Annotated in this window: 11 protein-coding genes, 1 pseudogene and 1 riboswitch; of the genes and pseudogenes, 7 read left to right on the forward strand and 5 right to left on the reverse strand. The window is 59.6% G+C overall.

Annotated features, from left to right (window positions below; translation table 11 throughout):
* The first annotated feature begins 341 nt into the window (after nucleotides 1-341).
* A pseudogene (locus tag ASU33_RS08330) lies at nucleotides 342-1523 on the forward strand (L,D-transpeptidase scaffold domain-containing protein).
* A 283-nt stretch (nucleotides 1524-1806) separates the two neighbouring features.
* Nucleotides 1807-2034 (forward strand): YgaP family membrane protein, encoded by a 228-nt coding sequence (locus ASU33_RS08340; protein WP_059070120.1) that lies wholly within the window; start codon nucleotides 1807-1809, stop codon nucleotides 2032-2034.
* Nucleotides 2035-2123: 89 nt separating this feature from the next.
* Here the strand turns inward: ASU33_RS08340 and ASU33_RS08345 are convergent, their stop codons facing one another.
* Together ASU33_RS08345 and ASU33_RS08350 are read right to left on the reverse strand one after the other, a co-directional pair.
* Nucleotides 2124-2726, reverse strand: a complete 603-nt coding sequence (locus ASU33_RS08345) for a TlpA family protein disulfide reductase (RefSeq protein WP_059070122.1) — start codon at nucleotides 2724-2726, stop codon at nucleotides 2124-2126.
* Nucleotides 2727-2841: 115 nt separating this feature from the next.
* Nucleotides 2842-3390, reverse strand: a complete 549-nt coding sequence (locus tag ASU33_RS08350) for a nucleoside/nucleotide kinase family protein (RefSeq protein WP_059070124.1) — start codon at nucleotides 3388-3390, stop codon at nucleotides 2842-2844.
* A 176-nt stretch (nucleotides 3391-3566) separates the two neighbouring features.
* Between ASU33_RS08350 and ASU33_RS08355 the strand changes: the two genes are divergently transcribed.
* From ASU33_RS08355 to ASU33_RS08370, 4 genes are all read left to right on the forward strand, one after another.
* Nucleotides 3567-4316 carry a PD-(D/E)XK nuclease-like domain-containing protein gene (locus ASU33_RS08355; protein ID WP_059070126.1) on the forward strand — a complete coding sequence of 250 codons (750 nt, stop codon included), beginning with the start codon at nucleotides 3567-3569 and terminating at the stop codon, nucleotides 4314-4316.
* A 64-nt stretch (nucleotides 4317-4380) separates the two neighbouring features.
* Entirely contained in the window at nucleotides 4381-5136 is a 756-nt protein-coding gene (locus ASU33_RS08360) for a superoxide dismutase (protein WP_078062984.1), read from the forward strand.
* A gap of 750 nt (nucleotides 5137-5886) precedes the next feature.
* Nucleotides 5887-6924, forward strand: a complete 1038-nt coding sequence (asnA, locus tag ASU33_RS08365) for an aspartate--ammonia ligase (RefSeq protein ID WP_059070129.1) — start codon at nucleotides 5887-5889, stop codon at nucleotides 6922-6924.
* A 207-nt stretch (nucleotides 6925-7131) separates the two neighbouring features.
* A complete protein-coding gene (locus ASU33_RS08370) occupies nucleotides 7132-7872 on the forward strand; it encodes a PA2169 family four-helix-bundle protein (protein WP_160328162.1) in 741 nt (246 codons plus the stop codon).
* A gap of 95 nt (nucleotides 7873-7967) precedes the next feature.
* Here the strand turns inward: ASU33_RS08370 and ASU33_RS08375 are convergent, their stop codons facing one another.
* Nucleotides 7968-10484: a TonB-dependent receptor gene (locus ASU33_RS08375; RefSeq protein WP_078062985.1), complete on the reverse strand. Its 2517-nt coding sequence runs from the start codon at nucleotides 10482-10484 to the stop codon at nucleotides 7968-7970.
* Nucleotides 10485-10794: 310 nt separating this feature from the next.
* Here ASU33_RS08375 and ASU33_RS08380 point away from each other — a divergent pair, with 310 nt between their 5' ends.
* Entirely contained in the window at nucleotides 10795-11700 is a 906-nt protein-coding gene (locus ASU33_RS08380; RefSeq protein WP_059070135.1) for a LysR family transcriptional regulator, read from the forward strand.
* A gap of 80 nt (nucleotides 11701-11780) precedes the next feature.
* Here the strand turns inward: ASU33_RS08380 and ASU33_RS08385 are convergent, their stop codons facing one another.
* Together ASU33_RS08385 and ASU33_RS08390 are read right to left on the reverse strand one after the other, a co-directional pair.
* Nucleotides 11781-12806 (reverse strand): LLM class flavin-dependent oxidoreductase, encoded by a 1026-nt coding sequence (locus ASU33_RS08385; RefSeq protein ID WP_059070138.1) that lies wholly within the window; start codon nucleotides 12804-12806, stop codon nucleotides 11781-11783.
* On the reverse strand, nucleotides 12806-13789 hold the full coding sequence (locus tag ASU33_RS08390; protein ID WP_059070140.1) for an ATP-grasp domain-containing protein: 984 nt from the start codon (nucleotides 13787-13789) through the stop codon (nucleotides 12806-12808). The genes ASU33_RS08385 and ASU33_RS08390 overlap by 1 nt, the downstream gene beginning before the upstream one ends.
* A 506-nt stretch (nucleotides 13790-14295) precedes the next feature.
* Nucleotides 14296-14394, reverse strand: a riboswitch (SAM riboswitch).
* Nucleotides 14395-14544 lie beyond the last annotated feature (150 nt).

Consider the following 14544-nt stretch of genomic DNA (forward strand, 5'->3'; position numbering starts at 1 on the left):
GGCTCGCGGCGGCGCAAAATGGGTGGAGGCGCCGCGCAAAGGATCAGTAAGCCGGCTGCAACCTGCGCAATGGGGCGCAGGTGCTATTCGGCTCTCTACAAATATGACATTTGCAGAATGCCAATGCACTGATTTATGTCATTTTTTTGACAAAAACTTTACCGGAGGGTGCGGTGTCGCAGCCTGGGCGGCAACGCTTGCGCCTAGGTAGGCCACGCATGGTACATGCTCCACACCCTTCGTCGTCATTCTGCTGGTCGGGCCTTGCTTCGGTCTTGATGCTGCTAGCTGCAGCCGCTGCCCTGCTGGCCTTGCGCAGCACCCTTAACCCAGCAGAAATAATGGTGCCCGGCTCAGCCGCAGCTATTGCCATCAGCCGGCCCGATACGGCCCTGCAACACCAATTGCGCTTGCACCTGAGTGACTCCGCCAACGCCCTGCCGCGCCTAGGTAGGCACGCGTTGGTGGAGGCATTTTATGCAGAGCGCAACTACGCGCCCGCCTGGCACAATGCGGCTGGCCACGCGTTGCCGCTGGCCGATTCGGTTTTGCGGGTGCTAAGCCGCGCTGCTGCCTTCGGCCTCGACCGGCGTCCGTACCACTATGGCGCCCTGCTAGCCCTCCACGACTCTTTACAAGCGCAGTCCGCCGCCCACCTAGGGCAACAATCCCGCGACGAGGCGCTGCTTACCGATGCGCTGTTGCAGCTCTTTGCGCACCTGCAGCACGGGCGCGTGCGGGCTTCGGTACTCGCGGCTGACGCTACCGCGCCCACTGGCCCGGTAGCATGGCTGCAGCAAGCCTTGCAGGAGCAGGCCTTAGCCAATGCGGTGCACCACTGCCAGCCTGCCAGCCGGGAGTACCGGCAGCTACAACCGGCTTTGGCGGCTTGGCTGCAAACGCAACCCGACTGGGCGCCCGATGCGCTTTGGCAGCAGCCGCAATTCTGGAGTGCGGCCTTTAGTCTGGAGCGTTGGCGGCAAGCACCCGTTGCCGATACCGCTTACGTACTTCTCAACCTGCCGGCGTATGAGCTGCAGGTGCTGAGCCAAGGGCGAGTTGTAGCCAGGCACCGCGTGGTAATTGGCAAGCCGCAAACGCCCTCGCCCACGCTAAGCAGCCGCATAAGCTACTTTACCACCGCGGCCGATTGGCACGCGCCGCGTTCCATTCCCGTCAACGAAATTCTGCCATGTTTACGGCGCGAGTCTGGTTACCTGGCTCAGCATAATTATGCCCTGTACTCCTAGCAAGGCGAGTGGCTTGATGCTTACAGCATCAATTGGCAGCAAGTGTCGGCCAAGCGGTTTGTTTATCACATTCGGCAGAGTGCCGGCTGCGACAATGCCCTTGGCAACGTGGTGTTCCGGTTTGCAAATCCTTACGCCGTGTACTTGCACGATACGCCAGCCCGCGAAGCTTTTCGGGCTCCGCAGCGGGCGTTCAGCCACGGCTGCATTCGGCTTGAACACCCCATGCAGTTTGCAGCCTATCCGCTCCGGCGCGAAGGCCGCCTTGCTTAACTGCCAGCCGAGGCTGCGTGTGCTCGGCAAACCAGGCCTCGGCACTACCAGCTGCGCCAGCCAACGCCCTTTCATATTCGCTACGCTACCAGCACCGGCGAAGGGGGCGAACTGCACACTTACCCCGATGTGTATGGCCGCGACTCCGCGCTGGCGCGCCACTGGGCAACAATGCCTCTGCAGTAAAAGGTAGGTACGAGGATTTAGCGAAGAAAGTAGTTGATTTTCAGTAATTCAGCTCCTATCTTTTAGGTAGTTGTTCAACCCAAAAGCACCTACGGCTATGCAAACGAATGTGGGAACTTTGGATCGGGAAATTCGGCTGGCATTGGGCGCCGCCCTGATACTAATTGCCTTGCTGCCCATTGGCGCCAGTCAGCCGGTATTGGTGCTGCTGCTGGTGTTCGGTGGTCTTTTCTTGCTAACGGGCGGCGCCGCTTACTGCCCCATCTACGCCATCCTCGATATTTCGACGGAAGATGGCCGCGATGAGCTGGAGGTGACGTCCTAGGTAGGCCGGCAACCAACCTAGGCAAACAGGTATGCGGCAGGCCGCTTAGCTAGGGGCGCGCCTGAGTAGGCCCCTGCGTGCCGGCTTGTTTACCGCTGCTGCTGCAGTTTGCGCAAAAACTTCAGCATGGCGGGGTTATCGTACTGCGCCATGCCTTCGTGCCGCGATACAATATCGCCGTTGGGCGCGATGATGAACGTGGTGGGTATCGACTGCGTATCAAACACCCTAGGTACGTTGCCGTTGAGGGTGTAGATAGGCATGCTAAACCCGCGCCGCGCCACAAACTTGCGCACTTTCTCGGGGCTATCGTCAACAGAAACCAGGGCCAGCGAAACGCGGTCGGTGCCGGGTTGCAGTTGCTCGTGCAGGCGCTGCAGGCTGGGCATTTCGGCTACGCACGGCGGGCACCACGTGGCCCACAAGTTCAGCACTACCACTCGGCCCCGCAGCTCACCTAGGGTAATGCTGCGGCCATCGAGCGTGCGCAGGGGCAACGAGTAGTCGGCTTTGGCTGCGGCGGCCGGCGGGGCGTCGGGCAGGGTAGGCGCAAACAGGCCGGTGGCCAGCACCACTTGCTGCACCCGCCCGATCACCTCGGTGTGCCAGCCGCTTAGGTACAAAGCCAGCGGAATCGTAACGAAAGCCGAGCGGCGCAGCTGCCGCCAAAGGGTAGGGAGGAGGTTATTCATTGTTTCTTAATTGATGTAGCGCGGAAATCCGTTCCGCGACGTGCCTTGAAGCGCGTCTGTGGTGCTGCATGGTACCGGATACGCTCCTGCGGCGCGTTGCGGAACGGTTTCCGCGCTACACATGCGCCAGCAACTGCTGCACCTGCGTTTGCAAATCCTGCAACGAGCCCGTGTTGCGCAGCACGGCATCGTAGTGCGTGTAATTATCGAGGGCGGTTTCGCTGGGGTGGTTGTCGTCGCGGGTGCCGTCGCCGCGTTGCTGCAGCGGATCGCCCTCTATGCGCCATACCACGCCGCCGCGGCTCCTAATCGCCTCGGCTTCGTCGGGGAAGCGCAAGTCGGCTACCACCACGGGCTTGTCGGCTGGCAGCGCGGCCAGTAGGGCTTCAATCCAAACCTGCGGGCGCCACGCGCGCAACGCGCCGCCCACTTGCTGCAGCAATTCGCCGCGCGTTAGGCCAAATACCGGCAGCAGTTCGGTTTTGCCTTCCTGGCTGTAGTAAGGCTGCGTAGGCTCAGAAGCCAGTGCAGCGCTAACCGCCTTTATACCATCGCCAAAGGCCAGAATTTGCCAGTTGCGCTCGGGCTGCATCGCCTGAACCAGTTCGGCCACGGTGTTTTTGCCGCTGCCACGTTTGCCCGCAAGGCCAATCAACTGAAGCATAGGAGAAGTAGGGGAGTAGTGCTGAGTAAACAACTGCATTGGGCAGTTGGCCGGGCTTTATTCCGCGGCGCAAGCTGCAAAGTTGCGCAAGCCCGACTGAAATTGCCTTAGCCCGTTATTCGGGCAGAACGCCAACACAACCCAGCCGGCGCAAGCGTAGTACATTGCACTACGCTATGCCCGAAAACACCCCTTACCGCCGCCCCGATCTGCTGCGCCTTTCGTACGACGATTACCGCGCCTTACCCGCCATTGCCAACTCCGACCTCTCGAAGTTGCGCGATGCCCTAAACGGCCGGCCGCGGCGCGAATCAGGCGGGAACTCGGCGCTTAGCTTCGGTACGGCTTTTCATACGGCCCTGCTCGAGCCCGACCAGTATGTGCCCAGCTACCCCGTGGTAAACGACACGCTGGTGTGGTGGCTGGTAGAAGGCGTACGCCTGCGCGACGACATGCGCGAAATGATTGATAACGGCGTGGCCGAACCCAGCTGCGTGTTCACGGAGCCCATTACCGGCACCATGTGCAAGCTGCGCGCCGATTTGGTGTACAACGTGCCCGGGCAGCCTTACACCATCATCGACTTCAAGACAACCATTGCGCGCGACTACCACCACTTTGTAGCGCAGTGCTCGGGTTACGATTACGACCGCCAGGCCGCCTTTTACTCCGACGCGCTGCGTGCGGAGCGGTTCTTGCTCGTAGGGGTGCAGAAGGTAGAGCCCTTCCACGTATTTGTGTACGAAGTACCGCCCCACATGCTCGAAGAAGGCCGCGCCAAGTACCTCCGTTTGCTGCGCCTGCTCGACCCCAGCAAGCTGCCCGACTACCTGCACCCCTCCGTGCGCGATGTGGTGCTGGAGCTAGGCCATACCCCGCCCGAGCAGGAAGACGACCCTGCTACCACCCCCGATACCCCCGCCTAACCCGCTGCCCCGGCAGCGGTTATAGTTGCCCAACCTCACTGTTCACCTCCACATCCGTATCACGATGCTTAAGCGAGATTTCCTGAAGAACGGTTTGCTGACGATTGTTGGCGCCATGGTAAGCCCCAGCCTCCTGGCCTACGCCCGCGACGAAAAGCTGCTGCGCGAAGCCCGCGCTACGCCCATTGCCGATGGCCCCTTCACGCTGCCGCCGCTGCCGTATGCCAACAATGCGCTTGAGCCGCACATCGATGCGCGAACCATGGAAATCCACCACGATGCGCACCACAAAACCTACGTTTCGAAGCTGAACGAGGCGGTGGCCGGCAAACCGCTCGAGAAAATGTCGCTGGCGCAGCTGCTGGCCTCGGCCAGCAAGCAGCCCGATGCCGTGCGCAACAACGCCGGCGGCCACTGGAACCACTCGTTCTTTTGGCAGCTGATGGCCCAAAAGGCCGGCGGCCAACCCACCGGCGAGCTGGCCGCGGCCATCACCAAGGATTTCGGCTCGTTCGACAAGTTCAAGGAAGAGTTTACAAAGGCTGCCACGGGCCGCTTCGGCTCGGGCTGGGCCTGGCTCATCCACGATCCTAAAGCAGGCAAGCTGGCCATTACCTCCACGCCCAACCAAGACAACCCGCTGATGGACCTACCCGGCATTCAGCGCGGTACCCCGCTCATCGGCCTCGACGTGTGGGAGCACGCCTACTACCTCAAGTACCAAAACAAGCGCCCCGACTACGTGGCCGCTTTCTGGAACGTGGTAAACTGGAGCGAGGCCGGCAAGCGCTACGACGAAGCCCGCAAAGCGAAAGGCTAATTCGCTTTGCTGAATTGCCTAGGTAAAATGCCGCTCCCGAACCATCGGGAGCGGCATTTTGCTTTAGAAGTCTCATTATTAGCAGGGATTAAAGATGCCGCGATGCTTTGCGCAACGTCCTGCTGAACTTGTAGAAGCATCTCTGCCGCTTCCTAGGTCGTCATGCAGAGCCGCGGGCGAACCGCAGGTCAGCGTAGCTGAGCATCTCGCCGTATGGTGACTTCTATCGGGCTTCAGCACGCGAGATGTTTCGCTTTAGGCTCGACATGACGGGCCATTGTAAATGCCACGAAGCGGGAGAGGTGCTTCACCGGAGCTTACTACAAAGTTTTTGTGTCTACCGCTCACACAACCTTGAGCAAGACGACTAATTAAAATGCCTAATTTCTTCTCTTGAAAAATTATTTACACGAATTATTTGCATTAGAAATTATACTCTTTACTTTGGCAATACCAAACGCCCTTAAAGCGCTTATCATGTTTCAGTTCGCCAATAGCCTCAATAATCAGAATCGGAATAATCAATTCCGACGAGGAAGGCTATTGGTCTGATCGACAGACGTAAAATCATAAACTGATTTCAATAAGCCTTCCGATTTCGGAAGGCTTTTTTTTCGCCTATACACGGCCGTTACCGGGCTTTGTGCATCGAAAAAACATAGTGTTTTCTCGGTTGGGCGGAGCCTTGTCTAAATATTTATAATTCCGAAATCCAAACACAATTCTTTAATCCAAAACCACACATTTCGCATGGAAGCAACCCTTGCCCCCGCCAAAGCCCTGAGCCCCGCCGAACTGCTCAAAACCGAAGAAGCCATTGGCTTCGTGAAGGACACGTTTGCCCGCGAGCTGGCCCGGCAACTGCAGCTTACCAAGGTGTCGTCGCCGATAGCAGTGCTCGACGGCACCGGCATCAACGACGACCTGAACGGCGTGGAGCGCCCGGTGTCGTTTCCAATCAAAGCCCTGGCCGAGCGCCGCGCCGTGGTGGTGCACTCCTTGGCCAAGTGGAAGCGCCTGCGCCTAACAGAGCTTGGCATTCCGGCAGGCCGCGGCATCCTGACGGACATGCGCGCCCTGCGCCCCGACGAGGACTACTCGCCCATTCATTCGATTTACGTCGATCAGTGGGATTGGGAAAAGCACATCTTGCCCGAGCAGCGCACCGTGGCTTTTCTGAAAGAAACCGTGGAGAAAATTTACGACGCCTTGCGCACCACCGAGCTGCGTGTGGCCGAAGAGCACGCGGACATCGTGCCCGTGTTGCCCGAGCAAATCACCTTTATCCATGCCGAAGAGCTGCTGCAGCGCTACCCCACGCTATCGGTAAAGGAGCGCGAAACCGCCGCGGCCCGCGAGTACGGTGCGGTGTTCATCATGGGGATTGGCGGCGAGCTGAGCCACGGCGAAATCCACGACGGCCGCGCCCCCGACTACGACGACTGGAGCACCGCAACCGAGCCCGGCCTGCGCGGCCTGAACGGCGACATTGTGCTGTGGCACCCCGTGTTGCAATCGGCCTTCGAGGTATCGTCGATGGGCATTCGGGTGGATAAGGCGGCTTTGCTGCGCCAGCTGGCGCTGCGCGGCTGCCCCGAGCGGGCGGCCCTAGGTTTCCATAGCCTGTTATTGGCCGGGCAGCTAACCGAAAGCATTGGCGGCGGCATTGGGCAGTCGAGGGTGTGCATGTTTATGCTGCGCAAGGCGCACATCGGGGAGGTGCAGGTAAGCATCTGGCCCGAAGCCGTGCGGCAAGAGCTGAGCAGTGCTGGTATAGCGCTGCTGTAGGCAACCCAAAGGTTGGTGGGTTGGTGAGGCGAGGGTGGGCCGGCGTAGGCTGGCGCACCCTCGTTTGCTGCCACCGATATGGCCACAAACCTAGGCGCAAATGGGCAGGCAAGCAGCGAAAGAATGGCCCGCCCGGGCAAGTTAAACTAAACGAAGCGTAGCCTTTAGCCGTAGTAGGCAGCCAAGCTAACCAATACTACCATGGCTATGAACCAACCTCAGTCCTCCTCGAACCAAGGTGCCCAAAATGGCACCAACGCACAATCCGACAACAACACGCAAGGCGGCGGCTCGCTGCTCAACCAGGCCCAAAACTGGCTTAGCCAAGGCCGCGACCTAGTAGGCCAACTGCCCGAGCCGGTACGCAACGTGGGTACCAATCTGGGCTCTAGCATCGGCCGCCTCAGCACTACGCAAAAAGTAGTAGGCGGTGCGCTACTGGCCCTAGGTGTGGGCTACTTGGCCACCCGCGGCCGCACCGGCGGGCAGCGCGGTACGGCAGCTACTTTGCAGGAGCTGCTGCTGTTCGTGAACGACCGCATCGAAGGCTACCAGCGCGCCGTGGACGAAAGCACCGATGCCGAGCTGCGCGGCTACTACAAGCAGCTGGTAAGCCAGAGCCAGCGCTTTGCGGGCATCCTCAACGATTACCTGCGCGAAGAAGGCGGCGGCCGCGAAACCAAAACCACCATCAAGGGCAAGTTCTACCGCGCGTTTATGGAGGCCAAAGCCGCCGTAACGGGCTACAACGAAAACGCCATCCTGGGCTCGAACATCTACGGCGAGGAGTGGGCTATTAAAGCCTACAAAGAAGCCCTGGCCGACCGAACCCTGACCGGCGAGTTGCGCCAGGAAGTGCAGCGCCAGTACGATCAGTCGCTGAAAACCTACGAGCGCCTTAAGCAGCTGAAGCAGCAAAGCAGCAACAGCGGCTCGGGCCAGGCCTAAGCCACTGCCCATAGCACCCTAGGTGCACATGAGCGCAACGCCCCACCTGCTACCAGCAGGTGGGGCGTTGTTGTTTTAGTTAGTCCGGTGCCGAGTTAGCCGTTGCCGCCTTCGCCTTGTTTCTGGTCGTCGTTGCGGATGCTCTTTTTGGGCTTGGCTGGTTTGGTATCGAGCTTGCCGAACTGGTAGTTGAAGCTGAGGCGAATTTGACGGTTGTAGAAGTACGAGTTGTTGGTGTAGTCGAAACGGTCGGTTTCGAGCTGGCTGCGGAACACTAGCTTGCGGTTAAAGGGGTTCACTACGCCCAGTGTCAGGCTGGCTTTTTTGTTAAACAGCTCCTTTTTGGCGGCAATAGTGTAGGTACGGTAGCCGGGGGTTCGGCCCTGCAGCGCCACGCGCCGCGAGTTGAAGAAGCCCGAAAACTGCGCGCTCCAGCCCTTGTCAAAGGTCCAGCTGCTGGTAAGGTTGCCGTTGTACATCACCCCGCCGTTCGTGAGACCTAGGGCCTGGCTACGCAGCTGCAGGTAATACGCGTTGATGTTGCCGTTGAGGCTCCACTTGGGCGTAATCTTCGTCGAGCCGAACGCGCTGAGGCCGTAGGTGGCGTTGCGCGCCACGTTCAGGAAGGTGCTGTAAAGCACCCGCGTGGTGTCGTCGGTGGGCAGTACGGTGTTGCTGGGCACCAACCGCGACACGCTCTCGATGGCGTTGTTGGTTTGGCGGAAGTACCCCGAAAAATTGATGGTGCTCTTGTTGATGTAAGTGCTGTAAGCCAGCTCGTATGCGTCGGTCAGCTCCGGATCGACTTTGGGGTTGCCCGAGGAGATATTGCGCCTATCGCTGAGGTTTACGTAAGGGTTCAGAAACCAAATGCCCGGGCGCTGAATGCGGCGCGTGTAGCTCAGCTTCAGCTTGTTGTCCTTGTTGATGTCGTAGGCCGCTTGCACGCTCGGCACCACGTTGGTGTAGTCGGTGCGCAGCGAAATGTTGTCGGTAATAAAGTCGCCGTCGATGCGGGTGTGCTCTACGCGGGTGCCGGCTTTCAGCGTCAGTTTTTTACCTAGGCTGAAGCTGTAGGTAGCGTAGGTAGAGTACACGTTTTGGTCGTAGCGGAACTCGTTGGAGCGCGAGGGGATGGGCAGCAGCCCCCGGCCATCGAGGCTATCGGCCGCCACCAGGTAGTCGCTCGATACACGGCGCAAAATGCTCTTCAGGCCGAGCTCCAGGGTGCCGGTGCTGTCGACGGGCTGAATGTAATCGAGCTGCAGCGTAGCCTCGCGGTTGCGGTTGTCGTTCGAGCTGGTTTCGCGGTAGTCGATAAACTCCTCGCGGCGCTGATCGAGGTCGTAATCGGTGTTGCCTTTGTTTTGGCTGTAAAGGGCCAGCACGCTCAACTCTTGCTTGGGCTTGGCCATGGTGCGCGTGTAGCCAAAGTTCAGGTCGAAGTTGGTGTTCTGTTCCTTCGTCACGATGTCGCGCGTAAAGATGTCATTCACCTTCGGGCCGACGTAGGCCGTGCGCTGGTTGCGGTCGTTGGTGTAGCCAAACAAGTTGCCGCGGCCGCTGAGGTTAAAGGCGTCTTTGGGGGTGAAATCGTACTCGATGCCGAGCTGCGCAAACGCTCCGCCGCCTAGGTTGGTGAAGTTGCCGTTTTGCTGCAGGGTGCTGCGTCCTTCCTCGGGCAAAAACTCGGTGCGCATGGAGGCGTTACGCGCCACGTTGTAGAACATGTTGGTGCCCGCGTTGGTATTCAGGCCCAGCTTGCCGCGGCGGGTGTTTACGGTGCTGCTCAGGAAGGCGCCCCGGTTGGAGCCCGCGCCGTTGATAGAGCCGTTTACGCCCTCCAGATTGCTCTTTTTCAGGATGATGTTTACCACGCCGGCCGTGCCTTCGGCATCGTACTTCGACGAGGGCGAGGTAATCACCTCCACCGACTTAATCTGATCGGCCGGAATCTGACGCAGCGCATCGGCCAGGTTGTTGGCCAGGATGGTGGATGGTTTGCCGTTCACGAGTACCCGAATGTTGCCCGAGCCGCGCAGCTGCAGGTTGCCATCGATATCGACGCTCAGCAGCGGTGCTTTTTGCAGCACATCGGCGGCGGTGCCGCCGTTGTTGGTAATGTCCTTGTCGGCGTTGTACACAATGCGGTCGACCTTGTTCTCCACCAACTCCCGTTCGCCCACCACTTTCACTTCGCTGAGCTGCTGGGCCGCCGCAGCCAGGCTGATGTTGCCTAGGTCGACGTTGGCATTGGCGGCAGTAAACACCACTTGCTCCACCACTTTGGCCTGAAAGCCCACAAAGCTGACGTTGAGCTTGTAGGTGCCCGCGCCAATGTTGCTCAGGATAAAGCGGCCTTTCTCGTCGCAGGTGCCGCCGCCTATCGCCTTATTCGTAGCCACGTCGATAAGTCCAACATTGGCAAATTCTACGGGTTGGTTGGTGGCCGCGTTTACTACCGTGCCGGTCAGCTTACCTGTGCCTCTGTTGGGCTTGGCTACCTCGGCAGTTGCGGGGGCATTTTGGGCCAATAAGGGCCGAAATAGCGGTGTTGCCGCAAGCAGGCCCAGCATCAGCAGCGAACGACGGGGGGTAAGAAGTAGCTTCATGTTTGGCTGGCGTAGGGGTGTATCGGTGCAATTCAGGCCAAGTGACAGCAGGTGCTTCTTCCCGGTTGCATACAAATACGAAATATTTCGTAAATATTTTTTAGCACCTCCCAACAGTCAGCTTAGCAAGGCTGAACGCAGGTGAGGGCACCTACAAAAGGGAGGAAGGAGGGGTGTGCTACCCTAGGTGGCAAGCCACCGCCCAGGCACACAGGTGCTGCTTGGCAGTACCATCAGGTCGGGAGTAAAAGTAGAAGCGTTGCATTCAGTCTTCAAGTATATATTTTGCATCGATTGATATAATGTAGATATGAATGAAAAGCGGCCCGAGCTGGAGCTACGGTTGTTGTGGTACTTCGTAACGGTGGCCCAGCACCTGCACTTCGGGCGGGCGGCCGAGCAGCTGGGCATTGAGCAGCCGCCGCTCAGCCAGCAGATTCGCCGGCTCGAGGAGTTGATGGGCTGCCGCTTATTTGAGCGCACCAGCCGGCGGGTGCAGCTGACGGCCGCCGGCGAGGCGCTGCTGCCCGAGGCCCAGCGGTTGCTGGCCCAAAGCCACGCCTTATCCGAGGCGGTGCGCACCGTTGGGCAGGGCCGCTCGGGTTTGCTAACAGTGGGCTTCGCGGCTTCGACGCTGTTTACTACCGTGCGGCAGATTATTCAAACGTACCGCACGCGCTACCCTGGCGTGGAGCTGCGCTTGCGCGAGCTTTCCACGGCAGCGCAGGTAGAGGAGCTGCGCACGGGCGGCATCCATGTGGGCTTTTTGCGCGAGCCGCCCCATATGCCCTGGTTTGTAGCCGAAGATGTAGTGCGCGAAGCATTTGTAGCCGTGTTGCCCGGCGCGCACCCGCTGGCCCAACAGCCTACGTTGGCGTTGGAGCAACTCAACCAAGAGGATTTCGTGCTCTTTCCGCGGCAAGTAGCTCCGGCCTTGCACGGGCAGGTGCAGCACCTGTTTGCCACGGCGGGCTTTACACCTAGGGTGGTGCAGCAAGCCTTGGAATGGACGACCATTGTGGCGCTGGTGGAGGCTGGCCTAGGTGTATCGGTGGTGCCCGCTTCGTTCGATATCCTGCGCCTAGGCCACGTGGCGTACGTGCCGCTTTCGGCACCGGTGGGCCACACGCGCATTGCGGCTTGTTACCCAACTGGCCCCGTTTCGCCGCTGGTGCAAGGGTTCTTGGGAGTGGTAAGGGATTTGACCACGACCTAGCCAAAAACAACCGGCGTTGCGGCTACGGAACAGTATTCCGCAACCGCAACGCCGGTTAGCAAGGCAGTGTGCTTGGCAGCCTAGGCCAGTACCTGAATTACCGCTTCCGAGAAACGCTCCATTTCCTCGAGCTGCGGGCTGCACTGCAGCAGGAACAGGTCGACGCCCACGGCTTCGAACTGCGCCACACGCTCAGCAATCTGATCTGGCGTGCCCGTTAGGCCCGAGCGCAGGCCGCGGTTCGAAACCGAGTAATCCTGCAGCGAAACTTGCTTTTCGAGCTGAGTGCCGGCTAGCCACTGCTGGTAGTTTTTGTAGCCGGCAGCCGAGCCGTTCACGTTGGTGATGCGCTCCAGCTCTTTCTTCACCTCCTGCTCGGTGTTGCGCACAATGCTGTACGCCGCCACGCCGAACTTCATCGGTGGTAAACCGAGCCGGTCGCGGCGCTCCTGCAGGTCCTTAATGCGGCGGCCGATGGCCTCGGGCTCGTCCCCGTGCATCACGTAGCCGTCGCACTGGGCCGCAATCAGGTTTTTGGCCGCTTCCGATTCGCCGCCGGCGTACAGGAACGGGCGCGGGCGCGACACCGGCTTGGGCTGCAAAATGGAATCGGTAACCTCGTAGTACTTGCCCTTGAAGGAGAAGTGGTCTTGCTTCCAGAGGTTGTCGACAACGTGCAGCCACTCGGCCGTGCGGGCGTACCGGTCGTCGTGCTGCTCGAAGTGCACGCCGTACTTCTTGGCCTCGTCCTGCCACCACGACGACACTACGTTCAGCGACAACCGGCCGTTGCTGATGTGGTCGATGTTGGCGGCCTGCTTGGCCAGCAGCGCCGGTGAGTGGAATGTAGGACGCACGGCCACCATCAGCTCGAGCGTTTTGGTAACGGCTGCCAGCGCCGCGGCCGTGCTCCAGGCATCCAGCGAAGGCGCTTCTTCGCCTTTGATGTCGTTGAGGTTCAGCTCGGCGATAAGCGAGAGGTCGTAGCCGAGTTCCTCGCTGCGTTGGGCCAGCGTTTTCACGTAGTCCCAATCGGCGCGCATGTTTTCATCTTCAACATTGCGCAGCCACCCGCCAAATACGGGCATCCAATATCCGTAACGCATTATGCCAGGGCTTTTTCGGTGGCCAGTTTCAGTTCTTGCTCGAGGTAGTCGACAAACAGCGCGTAGGGGTCGAAGCCCACCACGTTCACGGCATCGGCCACGAAGTTGGACAGCGCGTTGATGTCGTAGAACAGCACGTCGCCGGTGCGGTCGTCAACCAAGTACTCAATGCCGCCCACGTCGATTTTGGCTGCGGCTACCAAACGCTCTACTGCCTCAATAACCTCGGCGGGCGGCGTGGTGGCCTCTACCTGAATTCCTTTCTTTGGCGCCGTGGTAAGGCAGAACTCGCCTTCGGCAGCTGGCTCGTCGGGAATCTGGCAGATTTCGGCCGGGCACAGGTTGAAGCTGGTGCCGGTAGTGTACACCTTCATGGCGTACAGGAATTTGCCGTTCAGCGTCTCCACGCGGGTAATGTGGCCGCCGCGCGGCGCCACAAACTCCTGCACCAACGCGGTTTGGTCGATGCCTAGGTCAATCTGGCCGTTATCAACGGCCGCCTGCAGGCCTTCGGGTGTATCGAAGCGCACAATGCCCGCGCCGCTGCCGCCGATGTTCACCTTCACCACGAGCGGGAAGCTGAGCTCCTTAGCGGCATCCGGAATGCGCGACACGTGGTTCACCACCCGCGACTTCGGAAACTTCAGCCCCAAACCAGCCAACAAATCGAGCTGGCGCGCTTTGTTGGTTTCGATGCCCGAAGCCACCGTGCCGTTAATAACGCGCACACCCAGGCGCTCCAAGTGCGTGAGGAAGCCCGCCGTGTGGAATATGCCTTGGCCGTGGCCGCGCAGGTAAGCCGAAGAGCTCATGCGGTTGATTACCAGCCCGTAGCGGCTTTCCGACTCTGATGGATCGAAGAGGTGGTGCGCGGCGTCGATCTTCTCGTAGGGCAGCCCACGGCGGTCGAGCTCGGCGAAGAGCGGCTTAAACCACTCGGGGTGTTCGTAATAAATTCCTATGGGCTTGGGGTAATGTGCCATGTTATGCAGAATTGAAAATGTATGTCGGGGGAGGGAAAAGGCAGCTGCGACAGAGCTGCAAAGCTGATTATCAGTTGAAAAGCCTAGCTTGGTAAGCTCTAGGTGACTGCTGACATGCGGACCAGCAAACCAGCACGTGCCCCAAACCAGAGCAAGAACAGCGTAGCACATTGCCGGCACCGCAGCGGCGCCAGCCAGGCACGAAAACAGGTTAGGGACACTGCGGCGAAGCTCGAACGCCGAGCGCGCAATTGCTTAGCCATCAAGTAGCTGGGTTACGCATCAGCAACGCCGAAACCGGAAGGGCAGCGTAACTGAGCACCATGCCCTAGGTGCCAACGCACCTAGCAGCTAAGCAGCAGCAAGGGAGGGGGTATAAATCCGGCTCAACAACAACAAGCCGCAACTGCCATGCCCATACAGCAACACTGCGCACGGCGCAGGTTGAGGGCGGTGGTAGCAGAACGAAAAGCGGCGGTGCGGGTAGTTGAAGCCACGGCTACTTGTTTTTATATGGTCAGGACTTGGCACCGTTCCCGGGAGTTACCCCGCTGGTGGTTGCCGGCGTTTCGCAGAGCCTGTCTCTCCACGCCTCTGTATAAAAACAATCCTTTGGTCGGAAAGAATTGGTGCTGCAAAGGTATAGCAGCTTACGGCAGAAACACAAACATTCTTGTCAAAGAACAAGCACAAATGCTGCGTAATAGGCAACGAAAAAGCCGCGAAACGACCGGTTGCCCGGCGCGTTTCGCGGC

It is taken from the genome of Solirubrum puertoriconensis (assembly GCF_001483135.1).
In the GTDB taxonomy this organism is placed as follows: Bacteria; Bacteroidota; Bacteroidia; order Cytophagales; family Hymenobacteraceae; genus Solirubrum; species Solirubrum puertoriconensis.